Raw genomic sequence first — 21,141 nt, forward strand, 5'->3', positions numbered from 1 at the left:
GGTATCCGTTAATCATTATCAACGACACACAACACAGAGATTCTGATGCAATCACTACTAACTGCAGAACACAAAAAGTTCATCAAGAACTTTTCTCACCGGGTCAATCAATCCGATTCCAAATACCAAGACAGCATCAAACAACTGGCCAAACAGTTGTTCACGCACATGTCATTTGATGAAATCAGCAGCCACCCTTATGACTATTGGGCTCAGACCTTGCATGACATGATTGACAGCATGTCGGCCCGAAAACTGAAGAACCCGATTATCCAAGTCAAACATTCTGCGGTGGATGCCAACATCAGCCAAATTTTGTTGATCAACGACAACATCCCATTCCTGGTTGATTCAGCGACCATGGCTTGTGCCGAATTTGGCCTGGACATCAAGTTGTTGTCACACCCCATCATCCAAATCAAGGGTGAAGATAAGCAGCGGGTGTTGATCGAAAAACCCAAAAAAGGGGAAACCCAAGCCAAATCGCTGATCTACATTGAGTTGAAACGCATCGAGGACGACGCTGTGGTGAAACAGCTGCAACGGTATTTGGCGCGGGTGTTTGAACAAATCAGAACGGCGGTGGCTGATTGGCAGCCCATGTTGCAGCAAATGGAATTGGTCAAAGACGCCCTGGGGCAGTTGGGTGATGACAAGGTGCGGGCCTCCCAGCAAGAATTCATTGATTGGTTGGTGGATGACAATTTCACCTTTTTGGGATACCGCAAGTACCAGCGCAGCCACAAAATGTTGGTGGCGATGCCAGAGACCGGCATGGGTCTGCTCAGTGAGCAGTTGGAGGCCGATGCCAATGACGCCAGCCAATTGTCCGTTGATGAATATCAGGTGGCCAAACAATCAGATTTGGTGGTGATCACCAAAGTCAATGTGATTTCCAAGATCCACCGCAAAGGCAATTTAGACTACGTGGGTTTTTTGGAAACCGACGCCAAAGGCCAGGTGGTTGCAGAACACCGTTTCATCGGGCTGTTCACCTCGGTGGCCACCAACACCAATTCCCTGAAAATTCCGTACATCAACAGCAAAATCAAGGTGTTGATCAAACAGTTTGGTTTTGATGACAACTCCCATTCAGGCAAAATGCTGATGCACATCATCGACACCATGCCCCGCGATGAAGTGCTGCAATCCAACACCAAGGAATTGTTCCGAGCGGTTTACCAGGCCTTGGTGATTCAAGAGAAAATCACCACCCAAGTCACCGCCAGACAAGACAAATTCAATCGGTTTTGTTCCTTCATGGTGCACGTCCCCAGGGATCTGTTCAACACCTCCATCCGGCACAAAATCCAGGCCCTGCTGGCGGCTGCCGTCGGCGGGGTCGAAGTGGAGTATTCGGTGGCCATTGACGAGTCGCACTACGCCCGTTTGTATGTGGTGATCCGCGACATGAAAGCATTCAACCAGGACTTGTTGAAAACCATCAAAGCGGACATCATTGAAGTGGTGACCACCTGGGAAGACCGTTTGGCTCAGGCTTTGAAAGAGCGCTTGGGTAATGATGAAAGCGTGCGCCTGATGAATAAATTCAAAGGTGCTTTTCCGGTGGCTTACCGGGAAGACGTCAGCCCGTGGGTGGCGTCCTTTGATGTGGAAAATGCCGACAAACTCGCTGTCGGTGGGGGCATCGAAATGAGTCTGTATGCGCCCCGCATCAAACGCCAAGGGGACTTCCGCTTCAAAATATTCCGCCACCAAAACACCATTCCCTTGAGTGAGGTGTTGCCTGATTTGGAAAACCTGGGCTTGCATGTGGTCAGTGAACGGCCATACGAATGGACCCTGGGCGATGACAGCAATGTATGGGTGCAGGATTTTGATTTGAACCTGGCATCCGGCAAAGGCTTGGAGCTGGAATTGGTCAAAACCCGTTTTCATGAAGCCTTTGACAAAGTGGTCACCGGTGAACTGGAATCCGACGCTTTGAACAAACTGATCATTTTGGGTGGCTTGACCTGGCGTCAAATCAACTTCTTGCGCACCTTGGTCAAATACCTGTTGCAGACCGGTCTGCCATACAGCAAAGACTACATCGAAAAAGCGATGATCCAACACCCGCACATTTCACGCTGGTTGATTGAATTGTTTACCATCCGCTTTTCGCCCAAACTGGACCAGGTGGAGCCCAAAAAGGTGCGGGCCTATCTGGATGCCTTCAGTGAAAAGTTTGCCATCCAGTGCCATCATTTGAGTGTTGAACTGAATCAATACCAGCAAGACTGCGTGGACAAATACATCCGCAGCCGCAAGTTCACCCGCGAAACCATGTCAGACAAAGTGATCAAAGTGATCATTGCCCTGTTAGATTCGGTCAAGTCGCAGGACGAAGACCGCATCTTGCGCCACGTGGTGGACATCATTTGCGCCATGCTGCGGACGAACTTTTATCAAACCGATAAACAGGGTAAACCACCACTGGCCATCAGCATCAAGATCAACTCTTCGGCCTTGTCATTTTTACCCAAACCGGTGCCGTTCAGGGAAATCTTTGTGTGTTCACCCGATGTCGAAGCCATTCATTTGCGCATGGGTAAAGTGGCGCGCGGTGGCTTGCGCTGGTCGGACCGCTATGAAGACTTCCGCACCGAAGTGCTGGGTTTGATGAAGGCCCAAAATGTGAAGAACTCAATCATTGTGCCGGTCGGCTCCAAAGGGGGCTTTGTGGTGAAAAACTTGCCCAACGGTTCTCGTGATGAGGTGATGGCCGAAGTGGTGCGTTGTTATCGGATCTTCATTGGCAGTATGTTGGATATCACTGACAACATCAAAGGCAAACGCATCATCCCGCCGAAAGACGTGGTGCGGCATGATGCAGATGATCCGTATTTGGTGGTGGCCGCCGACAAAGGCACGGCCACCTTTTCTGACATCGCCAATGGCATCTCCGAAGCGAGGGGTTTTTGGTTGGGTGACGCTTTCGCCTCGGGCGGTTCGGCTGGCTATGACCACAAAGGCATGGGCATCACCGCCAAAGGGGCCTGGGAGTCGGTCAAAAGGCACTTCAGGGAATTGGGCGTGGATTGCCAAGCCGAAGATTTCTCGGTGGTCGGCATCGGCGACATGATGGGCGATGTGTTCGGTAACGGCATGTTGTTGTCCAAACACATATGCCTAAAAGCCGCCTTCAACCACCTGCACATCTTCCTGGATCCCAATCCCGATTCAGCCAGCAGTTGGGTAGAGCGCAATCGCTTGTTCAATCTGCCGCGATCCAGTTGGGAAGACTACAACCAAAAATTGATTTCCAAAGGTGGTGGCATTTATTCGCGTTTTGACAAAGCCATCCCCATTTCCCCGGAAGTCAAAGCCTGGCTGAAAATCCGAGAAGATGAACTGGCCCCTCAAGAGTTGATTCACAAATTGTTGTTGTCCGAAGTGGACCTGATCTGGAACGGCGGCATCGGCACCTATGTCAAAGCCTCAAGTGAAAGTCATGCCGATGCCGGTGACAGTGCCAACAATGCCTTAAGGGTTGACGGCAAACAACTGAAATGTAAGGTATTTGGTGAAGGTGGTAACTTGGGTGTGACACAAAAAGGCCGCATCGAATTCGCCAACAACGGCGGTAAAATCAACACCGACTTCATCGACAATTCAGCTGGGGTGGACTGTTCCGACCACGAGGTGAACATCAAGATCCTGCTGAAATCGATGATGGAAGACGGCCATTATGACCTGCAGACCAGAAACAAGTTGCTGGCATCCATGACCAACAACGTCAGCGAGTTGGTGTTGAAAAACAATTACATGCAAACCCAGACCTTGAGTTTCATGGCCCATTTGAGTTCACAACGGGTCGGCGCCAAAGCTCACCTGATTCAAGTGCTGGAAGAAAAGGGCCTGTTGGATCGTGAGATCGAGTTTTTGCCCAGTGATGCTGAATTGGAGCGACGTCGCAAGAACAACGAAGGCCTGAGTCGTCCGGAACTGTGTGTGTTGTTGTCCTATGCGAAATTGGATTTGTACGATCAAGTGATCAATTCCAAGTTGTTGGACGATCCTTGGTTGCGCCGCTTGATGGTCCACTATTTCCCCAAGAAACTGCAAAAAGTGGACGACAAGTACCTGGACAACCACCGCCTGAAACGGGAAATCATTGGCACCATCTTGACCAGCCAGGTGATCGATCGCATGGGCGCCACTTTTGTCATGCGCATGGAGGAAGACACCGGTGCCGATGTCACGGCCATTTGTCAGGCCTTTTACATCGTGGTCGAATTGTTCAAGCTCAATGAATTGTGGCATGGCATCGAAGCCCATGATGGACAAGTCCAAGTGGCCGATCAAATTGAGGCTTTTGTTGCCATATGGAAGTTTTTGCGCCAAACCGTGCGTTGGGTGTTGAACAACTTGGGCCACCAATTGAACATCGAACAGCAGGTTGCTGCCCTGAACAAAGGGGTGCAGCAATTCAGCAAAGATTTTACCAAGTACATCAATGACCCAGACAAGCTGGCCTTGGAGCGCGGTGCCAAGGCTTTGGTCAGACAGGGTTTTGCTGATGTGTTGTCCAACCGCATTGCGGCTTTGCCTTATTTGAGTGGGGCACTGGATGTGGTGCGTGTGGCCAACGAACAAGAAGTCACGGTCAAACAAGCGGCCGACATGTATTTCCCCTTGGCCAAAATGTTGAACCTGATTTGGTTGCAAAACATGATCGAGCAGTTGCATGTGCACAACCAGTGGCATGTGCATGCCCGCGGTGGTTTGCGCGATGATTTGAGTAACTACCATGCCCAATTGACCGCTTCTTTGTTGAATCGCTACGGCAAGCAAAACAGCGATCAGGCATTGCAATCCTGGAGCCAGGAGTTTGGCCAGAAAGTGCAAAACGTCAAACACATGATGGCTTCGATTCGATCTGAGAAGAATGTGGATTATCCCACCATCATGGTGGCAATCAATTCATTGAGTCATTTGGTCACAGCGACCAAGTAACAGGCCAATAGGGCGGTGTGGACTTGTGCCACTCCGCCCATGAATATCAGCGCTTGCGGAACTTTTTGATGCTGCCGCGCATCAAGAAACGAATCACCGCATCTGGCAAGTATTTGGACAGGCTGGCGATGGCCTTGTTGCGCCAGCCATTGACGTATACTGGGCGGTTGTGCGCCACCGCATCCAAACCTTGTGCCACCACATCATCGGCGGTCATCCACAACTTTTTGGACAACTGGCTGACCATGCCGCGGGTGCCATTGACGTCATGAAATTCCGTGTAAGTGAACCCTGGGCACAAGGCGGTCACGTGCACCCCATGTTCTTTGGCCTCCAAATGCAAGGAGTGGCTGAACTTGATCAAGAATGATTTCACCGCGCCATACAAGGTGTGTCCCGCCGTGGGTGGCGTCAAACCAGCCAAGGAAGACACATTGATGATGCGCCCATAACCGGCGGTTTTCATGCTGGGATAAAAGGCGCGACACAGTTCAACCACCGAGGTCAACATCACCTGCAGCATGGCTTGGTGGGTGGTCCAATCCACATGCTCAAAATCGCCAGGCACGCCATAGCCGGCATTGTTGACCAGATAATCGACAGACACCCCTTGGGTTTGGCAAAAGGCGACCAATTGTTCGGTGGCTGACGGTTCGGCCAGGTCCAGGCTGACCAAATGACAAGTCACGACAGGGTTGATGTCGTTGACCGCGGCTTGAACCTGTTGCAGTTTGTCTGCACGACGGGCCACCAACACCAAGGACCAGCCCTGGGCGGCCAGTTGACGGGCAAAGCCGGCGCCAATACCGGCCGAAGCACCGGTGATCAGAGCCCACTTGGGTGAAGACGAATTGGGGGTTGTTTGAGCCATGTGGTTGGGGGCAAAAAAAAGGCCATTTGCATGGCCTTTGGGGTTATTTGATGGTCAGGTCGGTGAGCCGGTTTTCCTTGAGGGTGGAATAGTACTTGGCCAAATTGGCGATGTCTTCATCGGTCAAGGTGGCTGCGAATCCAGCCATGATGGCATTTTTGCGGTTGCCTGAACGGTAATCTTTCAGGGCTTGTTCCATGTAATCGGCATATTGACCGGCCAGTTTGGGGTAAGTGTCATCAATGCCAACACCGTCCATGCCATGACAAGTGGCGCACACTTGTTGGGCTTTTTCTTTGCCTTTTTCGGCATCACCCGCTTGGGCCCAGAATGGGGCGGTCAACAGACTCAAAATGATCAATTTTTTCATGTCAATTTCCTTTATTCTTTGATGGACGCAAAATAGGCGGCGATGTCGGCAATGTCCTGATCGGTCAAATTACCGGCTTGGGCTTGCATCGTGGCATGGTTTCTCTCACCTGACCGGTAGGCTTTCAATGCCGCGGCAATGTAAGCTTCGTTTTGTCCACCCAAGCGGGGCACGTGGTAGCTGGGGAAGGTGTTTTGATAAAACGGAATGCCGTGACAACCGGTACAGGTGTAGGCAATTTTCTTGCCGTTTTCCACATCACCTGCGGCCATGGTTTGGAACGACAAAAGCATCAGCATTGAAATCAAAGTCTTTTTCATCTTAACCCAAATTTAATAAAAGGCCCATTATAGTCAGATCGCTTGGCCAGCTCAATGAAAAAGCGGGGTCAGGCCCAAATTTTGTGCCTGTGGAGGATGAATTGGGTCAATAAAAAAGGCCGCATTGAGCGGCCTTTGTGGCGATCGTTTGTCAGGATCACTTCAAACTGGCGTAGTAGGCTGCCAGGTTGGCGATGTCTTCATCGGTCAAGGCCGCCACCATGGGTGCCATGCTGGGGTCTTTGCGCTCGCCATTTTTGAAGGCTTTGATTTGCTTCACCAAGTAGCCTTCTTTTTGGCCAGCCAAGTTGGGCCACAAATCATTGGGGCTGATGCCATCGGCACCGTGACAAGCCGCACAAACGACTGACTTGGCTTTTCCGGCTTCTGGGTCTCCGGCTTGCGCCGCTGGTATGAAGGTCAACATGAAGATTGCAGACAAAATGGTCAATGGGATGGTTTTTTTCATGGCGTTTCCTCGCAATTAGTCATGGCGCGCAGTTTACCATTGCTGAGCAGAAAAGTCCTGTTATGAAGGCATATTCCGCTGCTGATTTAACAAAAATTGACCTGGGTCAAGTCTCACAAGACCCGCACTTCTTCTTCCAGCTCAATGCCATATTTGACTTTCACTGCGCGCTTGGCCATTTTGGTCATGCGCAACAAATCTTGCCCAGAAGCCTTGCCGTGATTGACCAAAATCAGGGCGTGTTTGTCATAGAAACCGGCATCGCCTTCGCGGTGACCTTTGAAGCCACATTGTTCCAACAACCAGGCGGCACTGGTTTTTTGTTCATGGCTGTGGCGGGTGGTGAACAGAGGCAGGTCTTTGTGGCGGCGCTGTATGCGCTTGATGGTGGCCTCATCGACCACTGGATTTTTGAAAAAACTGCCGGCATTGGGCAATTCCGCTGGGTCTGGTAACTTGCTGCGACGGATGTCACAAACCGCCTGGGCCACTTGTTTGTAGGTGGGGGTGCGGTCTGGGTTGGGAAATTTTTCCTGCAACGGCGCATAACTCAAATTGACTGGGCGATTGGGTCGCAAATCCAGGCCAATGCGGCTGATGATCCATGGTTGGTCGTGGTACTTAAAAATGCTGTGACGATAAGAGAACATGCACTCTTCATTGCTCAAGCGGTGGTAATCACCGGTGTGCCAATTGTACACTTCGACGAACACCAGGCTGTCCTGCAACTCGACCCCGTAGGCACCGATGTTTTGAAACGGTGCGGCCCCGACCAAGCCCGGAATCAAAGCCAAATTTTCAATCCCTCCGAGGTTGCGATCCACTGCCCAAGTGACCAAATCGTGCCAAGGCGTACCGGCCCAGGCCACCACCAGATTGTCCACCACAGTGATGTATTTGCGCGGTTTGATGTGTACCACCAGGCGGTTGACATCTTCGGTGAGCAACAAGTTGCTGCCGCTGCCCAAGACCAGCATTTCGGTGATTTTGGTGTCGGTGGGCAGGGCTTCAAGGTCACTGAGGGATTCGATTTCTGCGAATCGTTCGCAACGGCAATCGACGGCCAATGTGTTGTGGTTTTTGAGGTTATGGTCGTGTTTTATTTTCACTGGTCAATTGCTGATTTATTTGTTTAATCAAGTGATTTCCTTTGAGCACGAAGCCGGTGTATACCTGAATCAGATCAGCGCCCAATTCGAACTTTTGGCGCGCATCTTCCTTATCTATGATACCACCAACTGCAAAAATTGGGAAATTTTTGCCCGCGCACTGCCGCACCCATTTGAGGGTTTGATTGGATTTTTCCAACAAGGGTTTACCACTGAGACCACCGGCTTGTTGGATCAGTTCCGCATCACTGTGTAAGGTGTTGGGGCGGTCTATGGTGGTGTTGGTACAAATGATGCCGTCAAAGCCAATGTCTTTGATTTGTTGCACCATGAATTGCAATTGTTCGTGATTTTGATCCGGTGAAATTTTCACCACCACCGGGGTGTACTTTTGATCGATTTCGGCGCAGGCCAATTGTTTGGCTTTGATGCCACTGAGCAGGTCCACAAATGCCTGATCGTTTTGCAATTCGCGCAAATCCGGGGTGTTGGGCGAGGAGATGTTGACCGTGATGTAGTCACACAGGGTGTGGGCTTTGGCAAAACAATGCACATAGTCATCCACCGCGCGTTCATTGGGGGTGGTTTTGTTTTTACCGATGTTGATCCCCAACACACCTTGGTAGCCGCTGTGCTTGACTCGTTGGACCAAATGATCGATGCCTTTGTTGTTGAAGCCCATGCGGTTGATGATGGCCTCATCAGCCGCCAAGCGAAACAAGCGGGGTTTGTCATTCCCGGCTTGGGGTTTGGGGGTGATGGTGCCAATCTCCAAAAAACCAAACCCTTGTTTGCTTAAGCCATGCAAAGCGTCGCCGTTTTTGTCAAAGCCGGCTGCCAGGCCCACAGGGTTGGGAAAGCGGATGCCCATCAGCTCAACGGGGTGTTGAATTTGTTTGGCTCGGGTGAAGGCCGACAAGGGACCGCCCAGGGCTTTGATGGCCAAATCGTGGGCCATTTCGGCGGGCAGGGCTTGCAGGGTTTTGCGGGCAAAAAACTCAATCATGGGGCGAACCAAAGGCGCAGAAGATGGGGATGAATTTTAGCGCATTGCTCGAGACAAGTTAACCCCCATGGCAACCCCCAAGGTCAGTCACCCTGGGGATGGTTTATCCCACAAACGCCCGTTCAATCACGTAGTCGCCGGGATAGCCAATGCGTGGCGATATGTTGAATCTCAATTCATCCAACAGTTCACTGCAGTCTTTGAGCATGGCTGGGCTGCCACACAACATGGCCCGATCGGTGTGGGGGTTCAATGGTGGTAAGCCCAGGTCTTGGGCCAGTTGACCCGAACGGATGATGTCAGGGATGCGGCCCGAGTGGATCGAAGGCTCACGGGTCACGGTGGGGTAAAAGTGCAATTGTTGCTGCACCATCTCACCCAAGTATTCGTGTTGCGGCAGTTCCTTTTCGATGAAATGCTTGTAGGCCAAATCGCTGTTTTGTCGCACCCCATGGATTAGGATCACCCGCTTAAATTTTTCATAGACCTCGGGGTCTTGGATCAATGACATGAACGGGGCCAAGCCGGTGCCGGTGGCCAGCAGATACAAGTTGTCGGAGGCTGTGACATCGTGCAACAACAAAGTGCCGGTGGGCTTTTTGCTGATCCACACGCCATCGCCGGGTTGCAGTTTTTGCAGGTGCTGGGTCAATTTGCCGTCATCCAGCTTGATGGAAAAGAATTCCAAGTGTTCGGCATAATTCGGACTGGCGATGGAGTAGGCCCGCATCACCGGTTTGCCGTCAATCACCAAACCCACCATCACAAACTGCCCGTTTTCAAAGCGCAGGCCATCGTTGCGGGTGGTTTTGAAGGAGAACAGTTTGTCGTTCCAATGGTGCACTTCGGTGACGGTTTCCAGGTAGGCATTTTTCACCGGGACATCGGCATGCTGTGGGGCAAGGGCGTTTTGTTGCTGGGTCAAATTCATGGTTTTTTTCGTTGTTAAAGCATCCTGAAAGGGTTTGTGGGTGTGGGTTGTTGCTTGCTGGTACAGGATGCGTATTTGCTGTCGCATTGTACTGATTTTGTGGGTTTTTTGAACCCCTGTGAAGGCAAAATTTGACCAAAATCAAACGACATGTCATGGGGCTGTTGCATAACAAGCTTTTGCTTGTCATCACCATCAGGTCGGTTCAGGTCTGCACTGAATTTAGCAACCAATTTTCCAGTTCCGTAATCCTTGTATCTGATGATTGGTTGGCCAAGTTCACTGCTGTTGATTCCTGCCTGCGCAGGAATGACGTCAGTGAAGGAAGGTCTTCTAACAAAACCTTGAGTAATAAAAAAACCGTCATTCCCGACCCCGATCGGGAATCCTTAGGGTACTGGAGCTTGGAATGGCACACACTTCATTGGACATTTTACATTTTTGGATGACTTAGGTATTCAGAGTTTTACTGAAGCCAAAGTAAATCAGTAAAAAATGGATCCCCGGGTCAAGCCCGAGGATGACGGGTTGAAAGTCATGAACAGCTTTTGGAGATTGCCGCAGTGGTGCCTGGTTTGTAATGATGTGAGTTTATTTTAAATTTCAAACCAAAAAAGGGCCCCAAAGGACCCTTTCGTATGAAACTCAACTGAGTCCGATCAAATGTCGAATTTGATGCCTTGGGCCAGCGGCAGTTCAGTGGAGTAGTTGATGGTGTTGGTTTGGCGACGCATGTAGGCTTTCCAGGCGTCAGAACCGGCCTCACGGCCACCACCGGTTTCTTTTTCACCGCCGAAGGCGCCACCAATCTCGGCACCGGAGGTGCCGATGTTGACATTGGCGATGCCGCAGTCAGAGCCGGCCGGCGACAGGAACTGTTCGGCTTGGCGCAGGTCGTTGGTGAAGATCGCTGATGACAGGCCATGGGCCACGTCATTTTGCGCTTCAATCACGGCATCCAGGTCATTGAATGTCATGACATACAGGATCGGGGCGAAGGTTTCGGTTTTGACCACGTCCCAATCGGCTTCGGCTTTGATCACACAGGGTTCAACAAAGTGTCCGGGGCCATCCACGCGATTGCCGCCGGTCAACACCTCGCCGCCAGCTGCACGCGCTTTTTCGACTGCATCCAGGTACATTTGCACCGAGGCTTCATCAATCAATGGACCCATCAAAGTGGAGGTGTCCAAGGGGTTACCAATCGGTACCTGCTTATAGGCGTTGACCACTTTGTCGGTCAGTTCTGCGGCGATGTCTTCATGCACGAACAAGCGACGGGTGGTGGTACAACGTTGGCCGGCGGTGCCCACGGCACCAAACACGATGGCTGGCACGGCCAGTTTCAGATCGGCTGACTTGTCGACGATCAGGGCATTGTTACCGCCCAATTCCAACAAGGAACGACCCATGCGTTTGGCCACTTGCACGCCGACTTGCTTGCCCACGTGGGTGGAGCCGGTGAAAGACACCAAGTTAACGCGGGTGTCGTCGACGAATTTTTTGGCCAATTCATTGCTGTCGTCATTGAACAACAAGAAAATCGGGGGGAAGCCGGCATCCTTCAGGGCTTCGTTACAAATGTTTTGCACCGCAATCGAACACAGTGGCACTTTCTGGCTGGGTTTCCACACCGAGACGTTGCCACATATGGCGGCAATGAATGCATTCCATGACCACACGGCCACAGGGAAGTTGAATGCCGAAATGATGCCGACCACACCCAGTGGGTGCCATTGGTCGTACATGCGGTGACCCGGACGCTCAGAGTGCATGGTGTTGCCATACATCATGCGCGCTTGACCCACGGCAAAATCGGCCATGTCGATCATTTCTTGCACTTCGCCATCGCCTTCGGATTTGATCTTGCCCATCTCGGCAGCGACCAAAGAACCCAAAGCATCTTTGTGTTTGCGCAAGGCTTCACCGACCAAACGCACGGCTTCACCGCGTTGAGGACCGGGGACTTTGCGCCATTCTTTGAACACCGTTTGGGCTTTGCTGATGACGTTCTCGTAATCGGCGTCGGTGGCCGACACCACTTTGCCTAACAACTCACCAGTGGCGGGGTTGTGTGACTCAATCATGCCAGCCGAGTCATCGGTAGACCATTCATTGTGACCCGTACAAGTGCCGTAATTGACGTCTTTAAGGCCCAGTTCTTTCAAGAAATCCATTGTTTATACCTCAGAGTTTTTCCATCATTTCAGGAATGATTTTGAATAAGTCGCCCACCAAGCCGACGTCAGCCACTTCAAAAATGGGGGCATCGCCGTCTTTATTGATGGCCACGATGGTACCAGCATCTTTGATACCGGTCAGGTGTTGGATGGCGCCTGAAATGCCAAAACACATGTACAGATCAGGGGCAATGATTTTACCGGTTTGGCCCACTTGCATGTCGTTGGGCACATAGCCGGCATCAACCGCCGCTCGTGAGGCACCGGTGGCGGCGCCAATCTTATCGGCCAGTTGGTAAACGATTTCGAAGTTCTCTTCGCTGCCCACGCCACGACCACCGGAGATCACTTTGTCGGCGGTTTGCAGGTCAGGGCGATCCGAATCACCGGTTGATAACCGCACAAATGAGGTGTGCTCAGCGGCGGTGCTCAAGGCGCTCTCTTCAATCTGAGCGCTGCCACCACTGGTTTTGTCGGCGCTGTATGACGCGGTGCGAACCGTGGCCACGATTTGTGGTGCGGTGGTTTTCACTGTGATGATGGCATTGCCGGCATAAATCGGCCGTTTGAAGGTGTTGGCATCGATGATTTCCATGATGTCACTGACTTGGTTCACACCCAACAAAGCCGCCACGCGGGGCATCACGTCTTTACCGAAGGTGGTGGAAGGGCCCCAAACGTGGGTGTATCCTTTGCCTTTGTCAGCCAGGGTGGGGGCGATCGAGGCCGCCAATTGATCGTGGTTGTCGCCACAGGTCACACAAAACACCTGATTGACCCCTTCATGACCCGCAATTTGTCCCGCCAATGAGGCATCGCCGGTGAACAACATCACGTCAATGGCCTCAGGGTTTAATTGTTTGGCCGCCGCCAGCACTTTGGCGGTTGATTGGTTGATGGCGTCGCCGTTGTGTTCGGCCAAAATCAATACTTTACTCATGATACCAACCCCTTGTCTTTTAAAATGTCAATCAACTCATCCACGGTTTCCACCATGATGCCTTTCTGTCTGGGTTGCGGCGCTTCGTGCTGCAGCACCTCAATGGCTTCGCCGGTGGCATTGGGCAACAAATCAGCCATGGCTTGCACATCCAATGGCTTGCGCTTGGCTTTCATGATGTCTGGTAATTTCACAAAGCGTGGCTCATTCAAGCGCAAATCGGTGGAGACCACGGCGGGCAAGGCCACTTGAATGGTTTCCAAACCGGCATCCACTTCGCGGGTTACATTGATCTGGTTGTCACCGACAAACTCAATTTTGGACGCGAAGGTGGCTTGTGGTCGGTTCCACAGGGTGGCCAACATTTGTGGTGTTTGGTTGTTGTCATCATCAATCGCTTGTTTGCCGGTGATGACCAATCCAGGCTGTTCGGCTTCAATCACTTTCAACAATACTTGGGCGGCTTGCAAAGGTTGGACGGCTTGATCGGCTTCGACCAAGATCGCACGATCAGCACCCATGGCCATGGCGGTTCTGAGTTGTTGTTGCGAATCGTTGCTGCCGATGGTGACCACCACCACTTCGTCGGCTTGACCTTGTTCTTTGATCCGCAAGGCTTCTTCGATGGCAATTTCGTCAAATGGATTGATGCTCATTTTGACCCCGTCTGTGGCCACGCCAGAGCCATCAGGTTTGACCTGAACACGCACGTTGTAATCGACCACGCGCTTGATAGCTACCAGTATTTTCATGTGAGTTATTTTGGTCTGTTTAAAAGGCGTGGGATTATAGCACTTCAGGCCTTGAATATCACCATTGCCAGCCCATTAGTTTTGTTGTTTAATGGGCGTTTTATTTTTCTTGGACCCGCATGCTGATTTCCGACAGCCATCGATTTGTGTTCGTGCACATCAGAAAAGCCGCCGGAACCAGTTTGCGCCAAATTCTGGCACCCCATGCCTTGCCCAAAAAACGGCATTGGTGGTACAAATTACTCAGCCGCAATGGCTGGCCGGTGCATTACCACAACTACGCCTTTCGCAAGCATGCGGTATTGGCCGAGGCTGAGGCGAGCATGCCGGCCGATTTGTTCCAGACTTATTTCAAATTTGCCATCGTGCGCAATCCCTGGGAACGTTTGGTGTCAGAATTTGAATACATCAAGACCAAACCCAAGCATTCACGCCACAAGAAACTCAGCAACATGACCTTTGCGGAATACATTGAATACCAAAGCCGCCGGCCAGCGGCCCATCAGGTCAAGGCCCTGCAATTGAAAAATGGCCAGCTGGGTTGTGATTTTGTCGGCAAGCTGGAGACTTTGCCGCAATCCCTGTCGGTGGTTGCTGCCAAAACGGGGCTTGATTTTTCGGCCTTGCCCCATGTCAATCAAGTGCAGCGGCGGGATTACCGCAGTTATTATCAAGACGACATGGCCGCGCGGGTGGGGGAATTGTGGCAGGCCGATGTTGAGGCTTTCCAATACACCTTTGAATGAATCACTGCGGGACCTGTCCTTAACCTGAGCATCTGCTATAATAGCGCCCTTTTTAGCGACTGGATAAGCATGACAGATCAATGGTTGGTCACAGGTGGCGCTGGCTTCATTGGCGGCAACTTTGTGTTGCGTCAAATCCTGAAAAACAACAGAAAAATCATCAACTTGGACAAGTTGACTTATGCCGGTAATTTGGACACCCTGGCGGCGGTCAAAGACCACCCCCACCATCAATTTGTGCAGGCCGACATCAACCAAGCCGATGTGGTCCATGATTTGCTGGTCAAACACCGGCCCAATGCCATCGTGCATTTTGCTGCGGAGTCCCATGTGGATCGCTCGATTGATGGTCCCCAAGTGTTCATTGAGACCAATGTCATGGGCACCTTCAACATGCTGCAACAAGCCTGGCGCTACTTCCAGACTTTGAACCCCGAGGAACAAGCCAATTTCCGCTTCCTGCATGTGTCCACCGATGAAGTGTACGGCTCGCTGGGTGAGACCGGTGCGTTCAAGGAAACCACGCCCTATGCGCCAAATTCACCATACTCCGCTTCCAAAGCCGGTTCCGATCATTTGGCCCGGGCCTATCACCACACCTATGGATTGCCGGTGTTGACCACCAATTGCTCCAACAACTACGGGCCTTATCAGTTTCCGGAAAAATTGATTCCACTGATGATCGAAAAAGCCTTGAATGGTGAACCCTTACCGGTTTACGGAGACGGCAAAAATGTCCGCGATTGGTTGTTTGTGGAAGACCATTGCCGGGCCATCGAAACGGTGATTGCGCGTGGCCGTCCAGGCGAAGTCTACAACATCGGTGGCAACGAAGAACGAGAGAACATAGAAATTGTGCACACCATCTGTGACATATTGGATGACATCAGACCGGTTGAACAATCCCGCCGCGGGTTGATCACCTATGTCAAAGACCGCCCAGGCCATGATCGCCGATATGCCATTGATGCGTCCAAATTGGCCAATGAGTTGTCTTGGGTACCCCAAGAAACCTTTGCCTCGGGCATCCGCCAGACCATCCAATGGTATTTGGACCACAAGGCTTGGACCGATCGGGTGAAAGATGGCAGCTATCAGGGCCAGCGCTTGGGCTCAGAAATCGCCGCAGGAGGCACGTCATGAGCAGAAAAGGCATCATCTTGGCTGGCGGATCGGGCACCCGCTTGTATCCCTTGACCCATTCGATCAGCAAGCAGCTGTTACCGGTTTATGACAAACCGATGATTTATTACCCATTGAGCACCTTGATGCAGGCCGGGATCAAGGATGTGTTGATCATCAACACCCCGCACGAACAAACCTTGTTCCAACAATTGCTGGGTGATGGTTCGCAATGGGGCATGAACTTGCAGTATGCGGTGCAACCCGACCCAGGTGGCTTGGCCCAAGCCTATTTGATCGGTGATGCATTCGTGGGCGGGGATCCGTCGTGCTTGATTTTGGGCGACAACATCTTCCACGGGGCGGGTATGCGGGCCCTGATGAAAAGTGCCCATGAACGCGAACAGGGTGCCACGGTGTTTGGATACCGGGTGCATGATCCTGAACGGTATGGCGTGGCCGCTTTCAATGCAGACGGCAAGGTGATCGATTTGGAAGAAAAACCGGCCCAACCCAAGTCCAATTATGCGGTGACTGGTTTATATTTTTATGATGGCCAAGCCACCGACATCGCCAAATCGTTGCAACCCTCGGCCCGGGGCGAATTGGAAATCACCGACCTGAATAAAGTCTACTTGTCACAGCAAGCCCTGAATGTGGAGTTGATGGGGCGGGGGTATGCCTGGTTGGACACCGGCACCCATGATTCATTGGCCGAAGCCACCAATTTCATTTCCACCATCGAAAAACGCCAAGGCATCAAAATTGCTTGTCCCGAGGAAATTGCTTTCCAGCAGCGTTGGATCGATGAAGAGCAGGTGTTGCGGCTGGCCGAACCGATCAAGAAAAACGGCTACGGTCAGTACCTGTTGACCCTGATCAAAGGCCACCAATGAAAGTCAAGGCCTCCCACTTGTCTGGTGTGCTGACCATCGAACCCCAGGTGTTTGGTGATCACCGGGGCTATTTCATGGAGTCCTGGCAAGCCCAGCGGTACCGTGCGGCGGGCATCCAGGAAGACTTTGTGCAAAGCAATGTGTCCAGCTCCCAACGCGGCGTACTCAGGGGCTTGCATTTTCAAAACCCCCATGCCCAAGGCAAGTTGGTGCATGTGTTGTCAGGTGAGGTGTTTGATGTGGCGGTTGACATCCGGGTGGGTTCACCCACATTCGGCCAGCATGAATCAATCATCCTCAGTGCGGAGAACCACAAGCAGTTTTATGTGCCACCGGGGTTTGCCCACGGCTTTTGCGTGTTGTCCGAGCAGGCCACGTTTTGTTATATGTGCACCGATTATTATGCGGCCGACGCCGAGGCTTCGGTGTTGTGGAATGATCCGGCGCTGGGCATTGACTGGCCGATCATTTCACCTCAATTATCAGATAAAGACAGCAAGGCATTGAAATTAAAAGATTTTGATGAAGAAACGCTGCCTCGTTTCCTGCCATGAAAGTATTGCTGACTGGGGCCGAAGGCCAGGTGGGTTTTGAATTGTGGCGCACCTTGCAATTCAACCGAGAAGTGATTCCCACCACCTCCGATGGCCGCGAAGTCAATGGCATGACCACCATCAAGCTGGATTTGCGCGACCCGGATGATCTGGCCCGCAAAATCACCAACATCAAACCGGACGTGATTTGCAATGCGGCTGCCTACACCCAGGTGGATCAAGCCGAGTCCGAAGTGGACTTGGCGCGCGAAATCAACACCACAGCAGTGCAGCACTTGGCTGAGTTGGCCGCTGAGGTGAAAGCCTTGCTGGTGCATTATTCCACCGACTATGTGTTTTCCGGAGAGCATAAATTCCCCTGGAAAGAGAATGACACCACCAACCCCAAGTCGGTCTATGGGCATTCAAAATTGGACGGTGAACAAGCCATCATCGACAGTGGTTGCGAACACATGATATTTCGCACCGCCTGGGTGTTTTCCACCCGCCGGCAAAATTTTTTAAAAACCATGCTGCGGTTGGCTGCGTCAAACGACCAATTGAAAATCGTCAATGACCAGCAAGGCTCGCCCACTTGGGCCGCCACCATCGCCTTGGCCACCATGTTGGCCCTGAACATCCCAGAAACCGGTTTGTATCATTTGACATCCAATGGCTCGACCACTTGGTTTGGCTTCGCCCAACGGATATTTTCCCAAGCGCAACGCATTGGATTGCTTGAGAACCAGCCAGAATTGATCCCAATTTCCACCAAAGACTTTCCCACCGATGCCGAAAGGCCGAAGTATTCGGTGCTCAATTGCCAAAAATTTGAGGGCACGTTTAATGTTAAACTACCGCATTGGCAAACGACTTTACAACTTTGTATGCAAAGGATGAAACCATGAAAATTATTCCCGTCATCTTATCCGGCGGCGCTGGCACCCGCTTGTGGCCAGTATCCAGAAAAGCTTACCCGAAACCCTTCATGCAGCTGGCCGATGGCAAAACCCTGGCTGAATTGACTTTTGACCGAGCCATGGGCATTGCCACCGAAGGCGAAGTGGTCACCGTCACCTCACGCGATTATTACTTTCTGTGCAAAGACATTTACAAAAAGAACCCACAGTGTGATCTGGACAAGCAAACTTTCTTGTTGGAGCCCACCGGCCGCAACACGGCCCCGGCCATTGCCCTGGCGGCCTTGAACATCCAACAACAACATGGCGATGAGGCCATCATGGTGGTGATGCCTTCGGATCACTTGATCAAAGACCACCAAACATTCAATGCCACCGTGCAACAAGCCGCGACTTTGGCTGCCGACGGTCATTTGACCACCTTTGGCATCTTTCCCACGGCCCCAGAAACTGGCTATGGTTACATCAAAGCCGGCACCAAGCTGAATGAACAAGCAGCGGTGATCGAACAATTCGTCGAAAAACCCAGTTTGGAGGTGGCCAAATCCTATTTGGCTTCCGGTGATTACAGTTGGAACTCAGGCATGTTTGCCTTCCAAGTGGGTGCTTTGTTGACGGCCATGCAAGACACCGCTGCCGATGTGTTGAGCGCGTCGCAAGCTTGTTATGCCGCCACTGACACCAGTGGTACCCAGATTGAATTTGATCTGGACCAATTCATGACCTTGCCAGACATTTCCATCGACTATGCCGTGATGGAACGGGCCAGCAAACGGGCGGTGGTCGATTCACGCTTTGATTGGAATGACATCGGCTCATGGAATGCCATGGCCAGCTTGTCTGACAGCGATGAAGCCGGCAATCGGGTGGAAGGCAAAGCCATCACGGTGGACTCACAAAACTGCTACATCCGGGCCGGTGATCGCCTGGTGGCGACCGTTGGGGTCAGTGATTTGATGGTGGTGGACACCACCGACGCCGTGCTGATCGCCCACAAAGACAAATCCCAAGGTGTGAAAGACGTGGTGCAATTCCTCAAAGCCAAAGACCACGAAGCCGCGGTCTACCACAAGACGGTCCATCGACCTTGGGGCAGCTACACCATTTTGGAAGACGAAGACGATTGTAAAGTCAAACGCCTGGTGGTCAAACCCGGCCAGGTCTTGTCCTTACAATTGCACCACAAACGCAGTGAACACTGGACGGTGGTTTCAGGCACCGCCAAAGTGCGGGTGGGTGATGAGGAGTTCATGCTGGAAGCCAACCATTCTGTGTACATTCCGGTGGAAACCTTGCATCGGCTGGAAAACCCCACGGACGAAGACATTGCCTTGATTGAAGTGCAGTGTGGCAGTTATTTTGGGGAAGATGACATCGAGCGTTTTGAAGACATATACGGGCGGATCGATGACAAGCAAGCCACTTCCTGACCACGCTTTTTTACAACAAGCGCTGGCCACCGCACGGGCTGCGGCTGAAGCGGCTGAAAGCGTTATTCGCAGCCATTATTTGGACCAAGCCCTGGGCACCGAGGTCAAGGCAGATCAAACCCCGGTCACGGTGGCCGACAAAGCCGCTGAACAAGTGATCCGTGACACCATCACTGGACAATTCCCTGAACATGGCATCTATGGTGAGGAGTTCGGACGTTCTGATCAAGCAGACAGCGATTTTTTGTGGTTGATTGATCCCATCGATGGCACCAAGAGTTTTGTCCGGGGGTACCCATTTTTTTCGACTCAAATCGCCTTGATGTACCAACAGCAATTGGTGGTTGGGGTGTCCAATGCGCCGGTGTTCAATGAAATGGCTTGGGCCACCTTGGGTGGTGGCGCTTTCCTCAATGGTCAAGCCATCCTAGTCGACCCCGATGCCGCGGCTCACAGTCGTTGTGTGTCCACTGGCAACATCCAATCCTTGATCCAAGATAATTGGCAAAGATTTGGGGCATTGCTCACAAAATTCAGTAAAATACGTGGCTACGGAGATTTTTATCATTACCACTTGTTGGCTTCAGGTAAAATTGATCTGGTGGTCGAGTCAGATGTGAATATATTGGACATCGCTGCATTGACTTTAATTGTGCAAGAAGCCGGTGGCATCATGACCGACATACAAGGGAAGCCAATCAACCTGCAAACCCGCAGTGTGATGGCCGGTACACAAGCAACCCATGCGTTAGGAATACATACCTTAAATGAATGAGCTATTGAAAGGCATTGAGGAACTGGCTGTGCAAGCCGGTGAAGCCATCCTCACGGTTTACCACTCCGATGATTTTGGGGTCGACCACAAAGCCGATGATTCACCCTTAACCAAAGCCGATTTGGCTGCACACCGGGTCATTGTTGATGGATTGCAGGCTTTAACCCCCGATATTCCTGTGTTGTCAGAAGAGTCAGCTGACATCCCCTTTGAGGAACGCCAAAGTTGGCACAAATATTGGCTGGTTGATCCGCTGGATGGCACCAAAGAATTCATCAAGCGCAACGGTGAGTTCACCGTCAACATCGCGCTGATTGAAAACGGTAAGTCAATCTTGTCGGTGGTTCATGTGCCGGTATCCAACGTCAGTTATTCTGCCGCCGTTGGGGTGGGTGTGTTCAAACGCGAAACCGGCAAAAAAAGCTCCATTGGGGTCATGAAAAACAGCCGTTTCAAGCCCACTGTGGTGGGCAGTCGCTCACACATGAGTGAAGACGTGCAAGCTTACTTGACACGTTTGGGTCAGCATGAGTTGGTGTCGATGGGCAGTTCCTTGAAATTCTGTCTGGTGGCCGAAGGCAAAGCCGACCTGTACCCCAGGTTGGGCCTGACTTCTGAATGGGACACCGCAGCGGCCCAATGCATTGTGGAACAAGCCGGTGGCCAAGTGGTGACATTGGATGGCAAACCTTTGCTGTACAACACCAAAGATTCGTTGTTGAATCCATTTTTCATGGTTTATGGCGACCCGAGCCGCGATTGGGTGAACATCTGATCAGCGGTTGAATTTTCTCAGTGAAAAAGGACCTGGT

General features: G+C 51.7%; 19 protein-coding genes. 9 read left to right on the forward strand and 10 right to left on the reverse strand.

Annotation, left to right across the window (positions count from 1 at the left end; translation table 11 throughout):
- Positions 1-45: 45 nt before the first annotated feature.
- The gene (locus K7G70_RS09735; protein WP_223788446.1) at positions 46-4,959 is read left to right on the forward strand and encodes an NAD-glutamate dehydrogenase; all 4,914 of its coding nucleotides are present in this window, start codon (positions 46-48) and stop codon (positions 4,957-4,959) included.
- Between the two features lie 46 nt (positions 4,960-5,005).
- Here K7G70_RS09735 and K7G70_RS09740 read toward each other — a convergent pair whose 3' ends face one another.
- The 10 genes from K7G70_RS09740 to K7G70_RS09785 form a co-directional block, all read right to left on the reverse strand.
- A complete protein-coding gene (locus K7G70_RS09740) occupies positions 5,006-5,830 on the reverse strand; it encodes an SDR family NAD(P)-dependent oxidoreductase (RefSeq protein WP_223788447.1) in 825 nt (274 codons plus the stop codon).
- A 43-nt stretch (positions 5,831-5,873) separates the two neighbouring features.
- On the reverse strand, positions 5,874-6,200 hold the full coding sequence (locus K7G70_RS09745; protein ID WP_223788448.1) for a c-type cytochrome: 327 nt from the start codon (positions 6,198-6,200) through the stop codon (positions 5,874-5,876).
- Between the two features lie 11 nt (positions 6,201-6,211).
- The gene (locus K7G70_RS09750; RefSeq protein WP_223788449.1) at positions 6,212-6,520 is read right to left on the reverse strand and encodes a c-type cytochrome; all 309 of its coding nucleotides are present in this window, start codon (positions 6,518-6,520) and stop codon (positions 6,212-6,214) included.
- A 157-nt stretch (positions 6,521-6,677) separates the two neighbouring features.
- Positions 6,678-6,989 carry a c-type cytochrome gene (locus tag K7G70_RS09755; protein WP_223788450.1) on the reverse strand — a complete coding sequence of 104 codons (312 nt, stop codon included), beginning with the start codon at positions 6,987-6,989 and terminating at the stop codon, positions 6,678-6,680.
- Between the two features lie 113 nt (positions 6,990-7,102).
- Positions 7,103-8,098, reverse strand: a complete 996-nt coding sequence (gene murB, locus K7G70_RS09760; protein WP_223788451.1) for a UDP-N-acetylmuramate dehydrogenase — start codon at positions 8,096-8,098, stop codon at positions 7,103-7,105.
- Positions 8,076-9,104 (reverse strand): quinone-dependent dihydroorotate dehydrogenase, encoded by a 1,029-nt coding sequence (locus tag K7G70_RS09765; RefSeq protein WP_223788452.1) that lies wholly within the window; start codon positions 9,102-9,104, stop codon positions 8,076-8,078. The genes murB and K7G70_RS09765 overlap by 23 nt, the downstream gene beginning before the upstream one ends.
- Before the next feature lie 103 nt (positions 9,105-9,207).
- Complete coding sequence (locus K7G70_RS09770; RefSeq protein WP_431310022.1) at positions 9,208-9,981, reverse strand: ferredoxin--NADP reductase; 774 nt, start codon at positions 9,979-9,981, stop codon at positions 9,208-9,210.
- Positions 9,982-10,694: 713 nt separating this feature from the next.
- Complete coding sequence (amaB, locus tag K7G70_RS09775; RefSeq protein ID WP_223788454.1) at positions 10,695-12,212, reverse strand: L-piperidine-6-carboxylate dehydrogenase; 1,518 nt, start codon at positions 12,210-12,212, stop codon at positions 10,695-10,697.
- Positions 12,213-12,222: 10 nt separating this feature from the next.
- Positions 12,223-13,155 carry an electron transfer flavoprotein subunit alpha/FixB family protein gene (locus K7G70_RS09780; protein WP_223788455.1) on the reverse strand — a complete coding sequence of 311 codons (933 nt, stop codon included), beginning with the start codon at positions 13,153-13,155 and terminating at the stop codon, positions 12,223-12,225.
- Positions 13,152-13,907: an electron transfer flavoprotein subunit beta/FixA family protein gene (locus tag K7G70_RS09785; RefSeq protein WP_223788456.1), complete on the reverse strand. Its 756-nt coding sequence runs from the start codon at positions 13,905-13,907 to the stop codon at positions 13,152-13,154. The genes K7G70_RS09780 and K7G70_RS09785 overlap by 4 nt, the downstream gene beginning before the upstream one ends.
- A 119-nt stretch (positions 13,908-14,026) precedes the next feature.
- Between K7G70_RS09785 and K7G70_RS09790 the strand changes: the two genes are divergently transcribed.
- The 8 genes from K7G70_RS09790 to cysQ all read left to right on the forward strand — a co-directional run bounded on the left by K7G70_RS09790 (position 14,027) and on the right by cysQ (position 21,104).
- Positions 14,027-14,653: a sulfotransferase family 2 domain-containing protein gene (locus tag K7G70_RS09790; protein WP_223788457.1), complete on the forward strand. Its 627-nt coding sequence runs from the start codon at positions 14,027-14,029 to the stop codon at positions 14,651-14,653.
- Between the two features lie 69 nt (positions 14,654-14,722).
- Positions 14,723-15,796, forward strand: a complete 1,074-nt coding sequence (rfbB, locus tag K7G70_RS09795; RefSeq protein WP_223788458.1) for a dTDP-glucose 4,6-dehydratase — start codon at positions 14,723-14,725, stop codon at positions 15,794-15,796.
- Positions 15,793-16,671 (forward strand): glucose-1-phosphate thymidylyltransferase RfbA, encoded by an 879-nt coding sequence (gene rfbA / locus K7G70_RS09800; RefSeq protein ID WP_223788459.1) that lies wholly within the window; start codon positions 15,793-15,795, stop codon positions 16,669-16,671. The genes rfbB and rfbA overlap by 4 nt, the downstream gene beginning before the upstream one ends.
- Positions 16,668-17,225 carry a dTDP-4-dehydrorhamnose 3,5-epimerase gene (gene rfbC, locus K7G70_RS09805; protein ID WP_223788460.1) on the forward strand — a complete coding sequence of 186 codons (558 nt, stop codon included), beginning with the start codon at positions 16,668-16,670 and terminating at the stop codon, positions 17,223-17,225. Before rfbA ends, rfbC begins: the two co-directional genes overlap by 4 nt.
- A complete protein-coding gene (rfbD, locus tag K7G70_RS09810) occupies positions 17,222-18,112 on the forward strand; it encodes a dTDP-4-dehydrorhamnose reductase (RefSeq protein ID WP_223788461.1) in 891 nt (296 codons plus the stop codon). Before rfbC ends, rfbD begins: the two co-directional genes overlap by 4 nt.
- Positions 18,109-19,554 carry a mannose-1-phosphate guanylyltransferase/mannose-6-phosphate isomerase gene (locus K7G70_RS09815; RefSeq protein ID WP_223788462.1) on the forward strand — a complete coding sequence of 482 codons (1,446 nt, stop codon included), beginning with the start codon at positions 18,109-18,111 and terminating at the stop codon, positions 19,552-19,554. The genes rfbD and K7G70_RS09815 overlap by 4 nt, the downstream gene beginning before the upstream one ends.
- Positions 19,532-20,329: an inositol monophosphatase family protein gene (locus tag K7G70_RS09820; protein WP_223788463.1), complete on the forward strand. Its 798-nt coding sequence runs from the start codon at positions 19,532-19,534 to the stop codon at positions 20,327-20,329. The genes K7G70_RS09815 and K7G70_RS09820 overlap by 23 nt, the downstream gene beginning before the upstream one ends.
- Positions 20,322-21,104, forward strand: coding sequence for a 3'(2'),5'-bisphosphate nucleotidase CysQ (gene cysQ / locus K7G70_RS09825; RefSeq protein ID WP_223788464.1), 783 nt, complete (start codon positions 20,322-20,324; stop codon positions 21,102-21,104). Before K7G70_RS09820 ends, cysQ begins: the two co-directional genes overlap by 8 nt.
- Positions 21,105-21,141 lie beyond the last annotated feature (37 nt).

It is taken from the genome of Marinicella meishanensis (assembly GCF_019931145.1).
Classification (GTDB): domain Bacteria; phylum Pseudomonadota; class Gammaproteobacteria; order Xanthomonadales; family Marinicellaceae; genus Marinicella; species Marinicella meishanensis.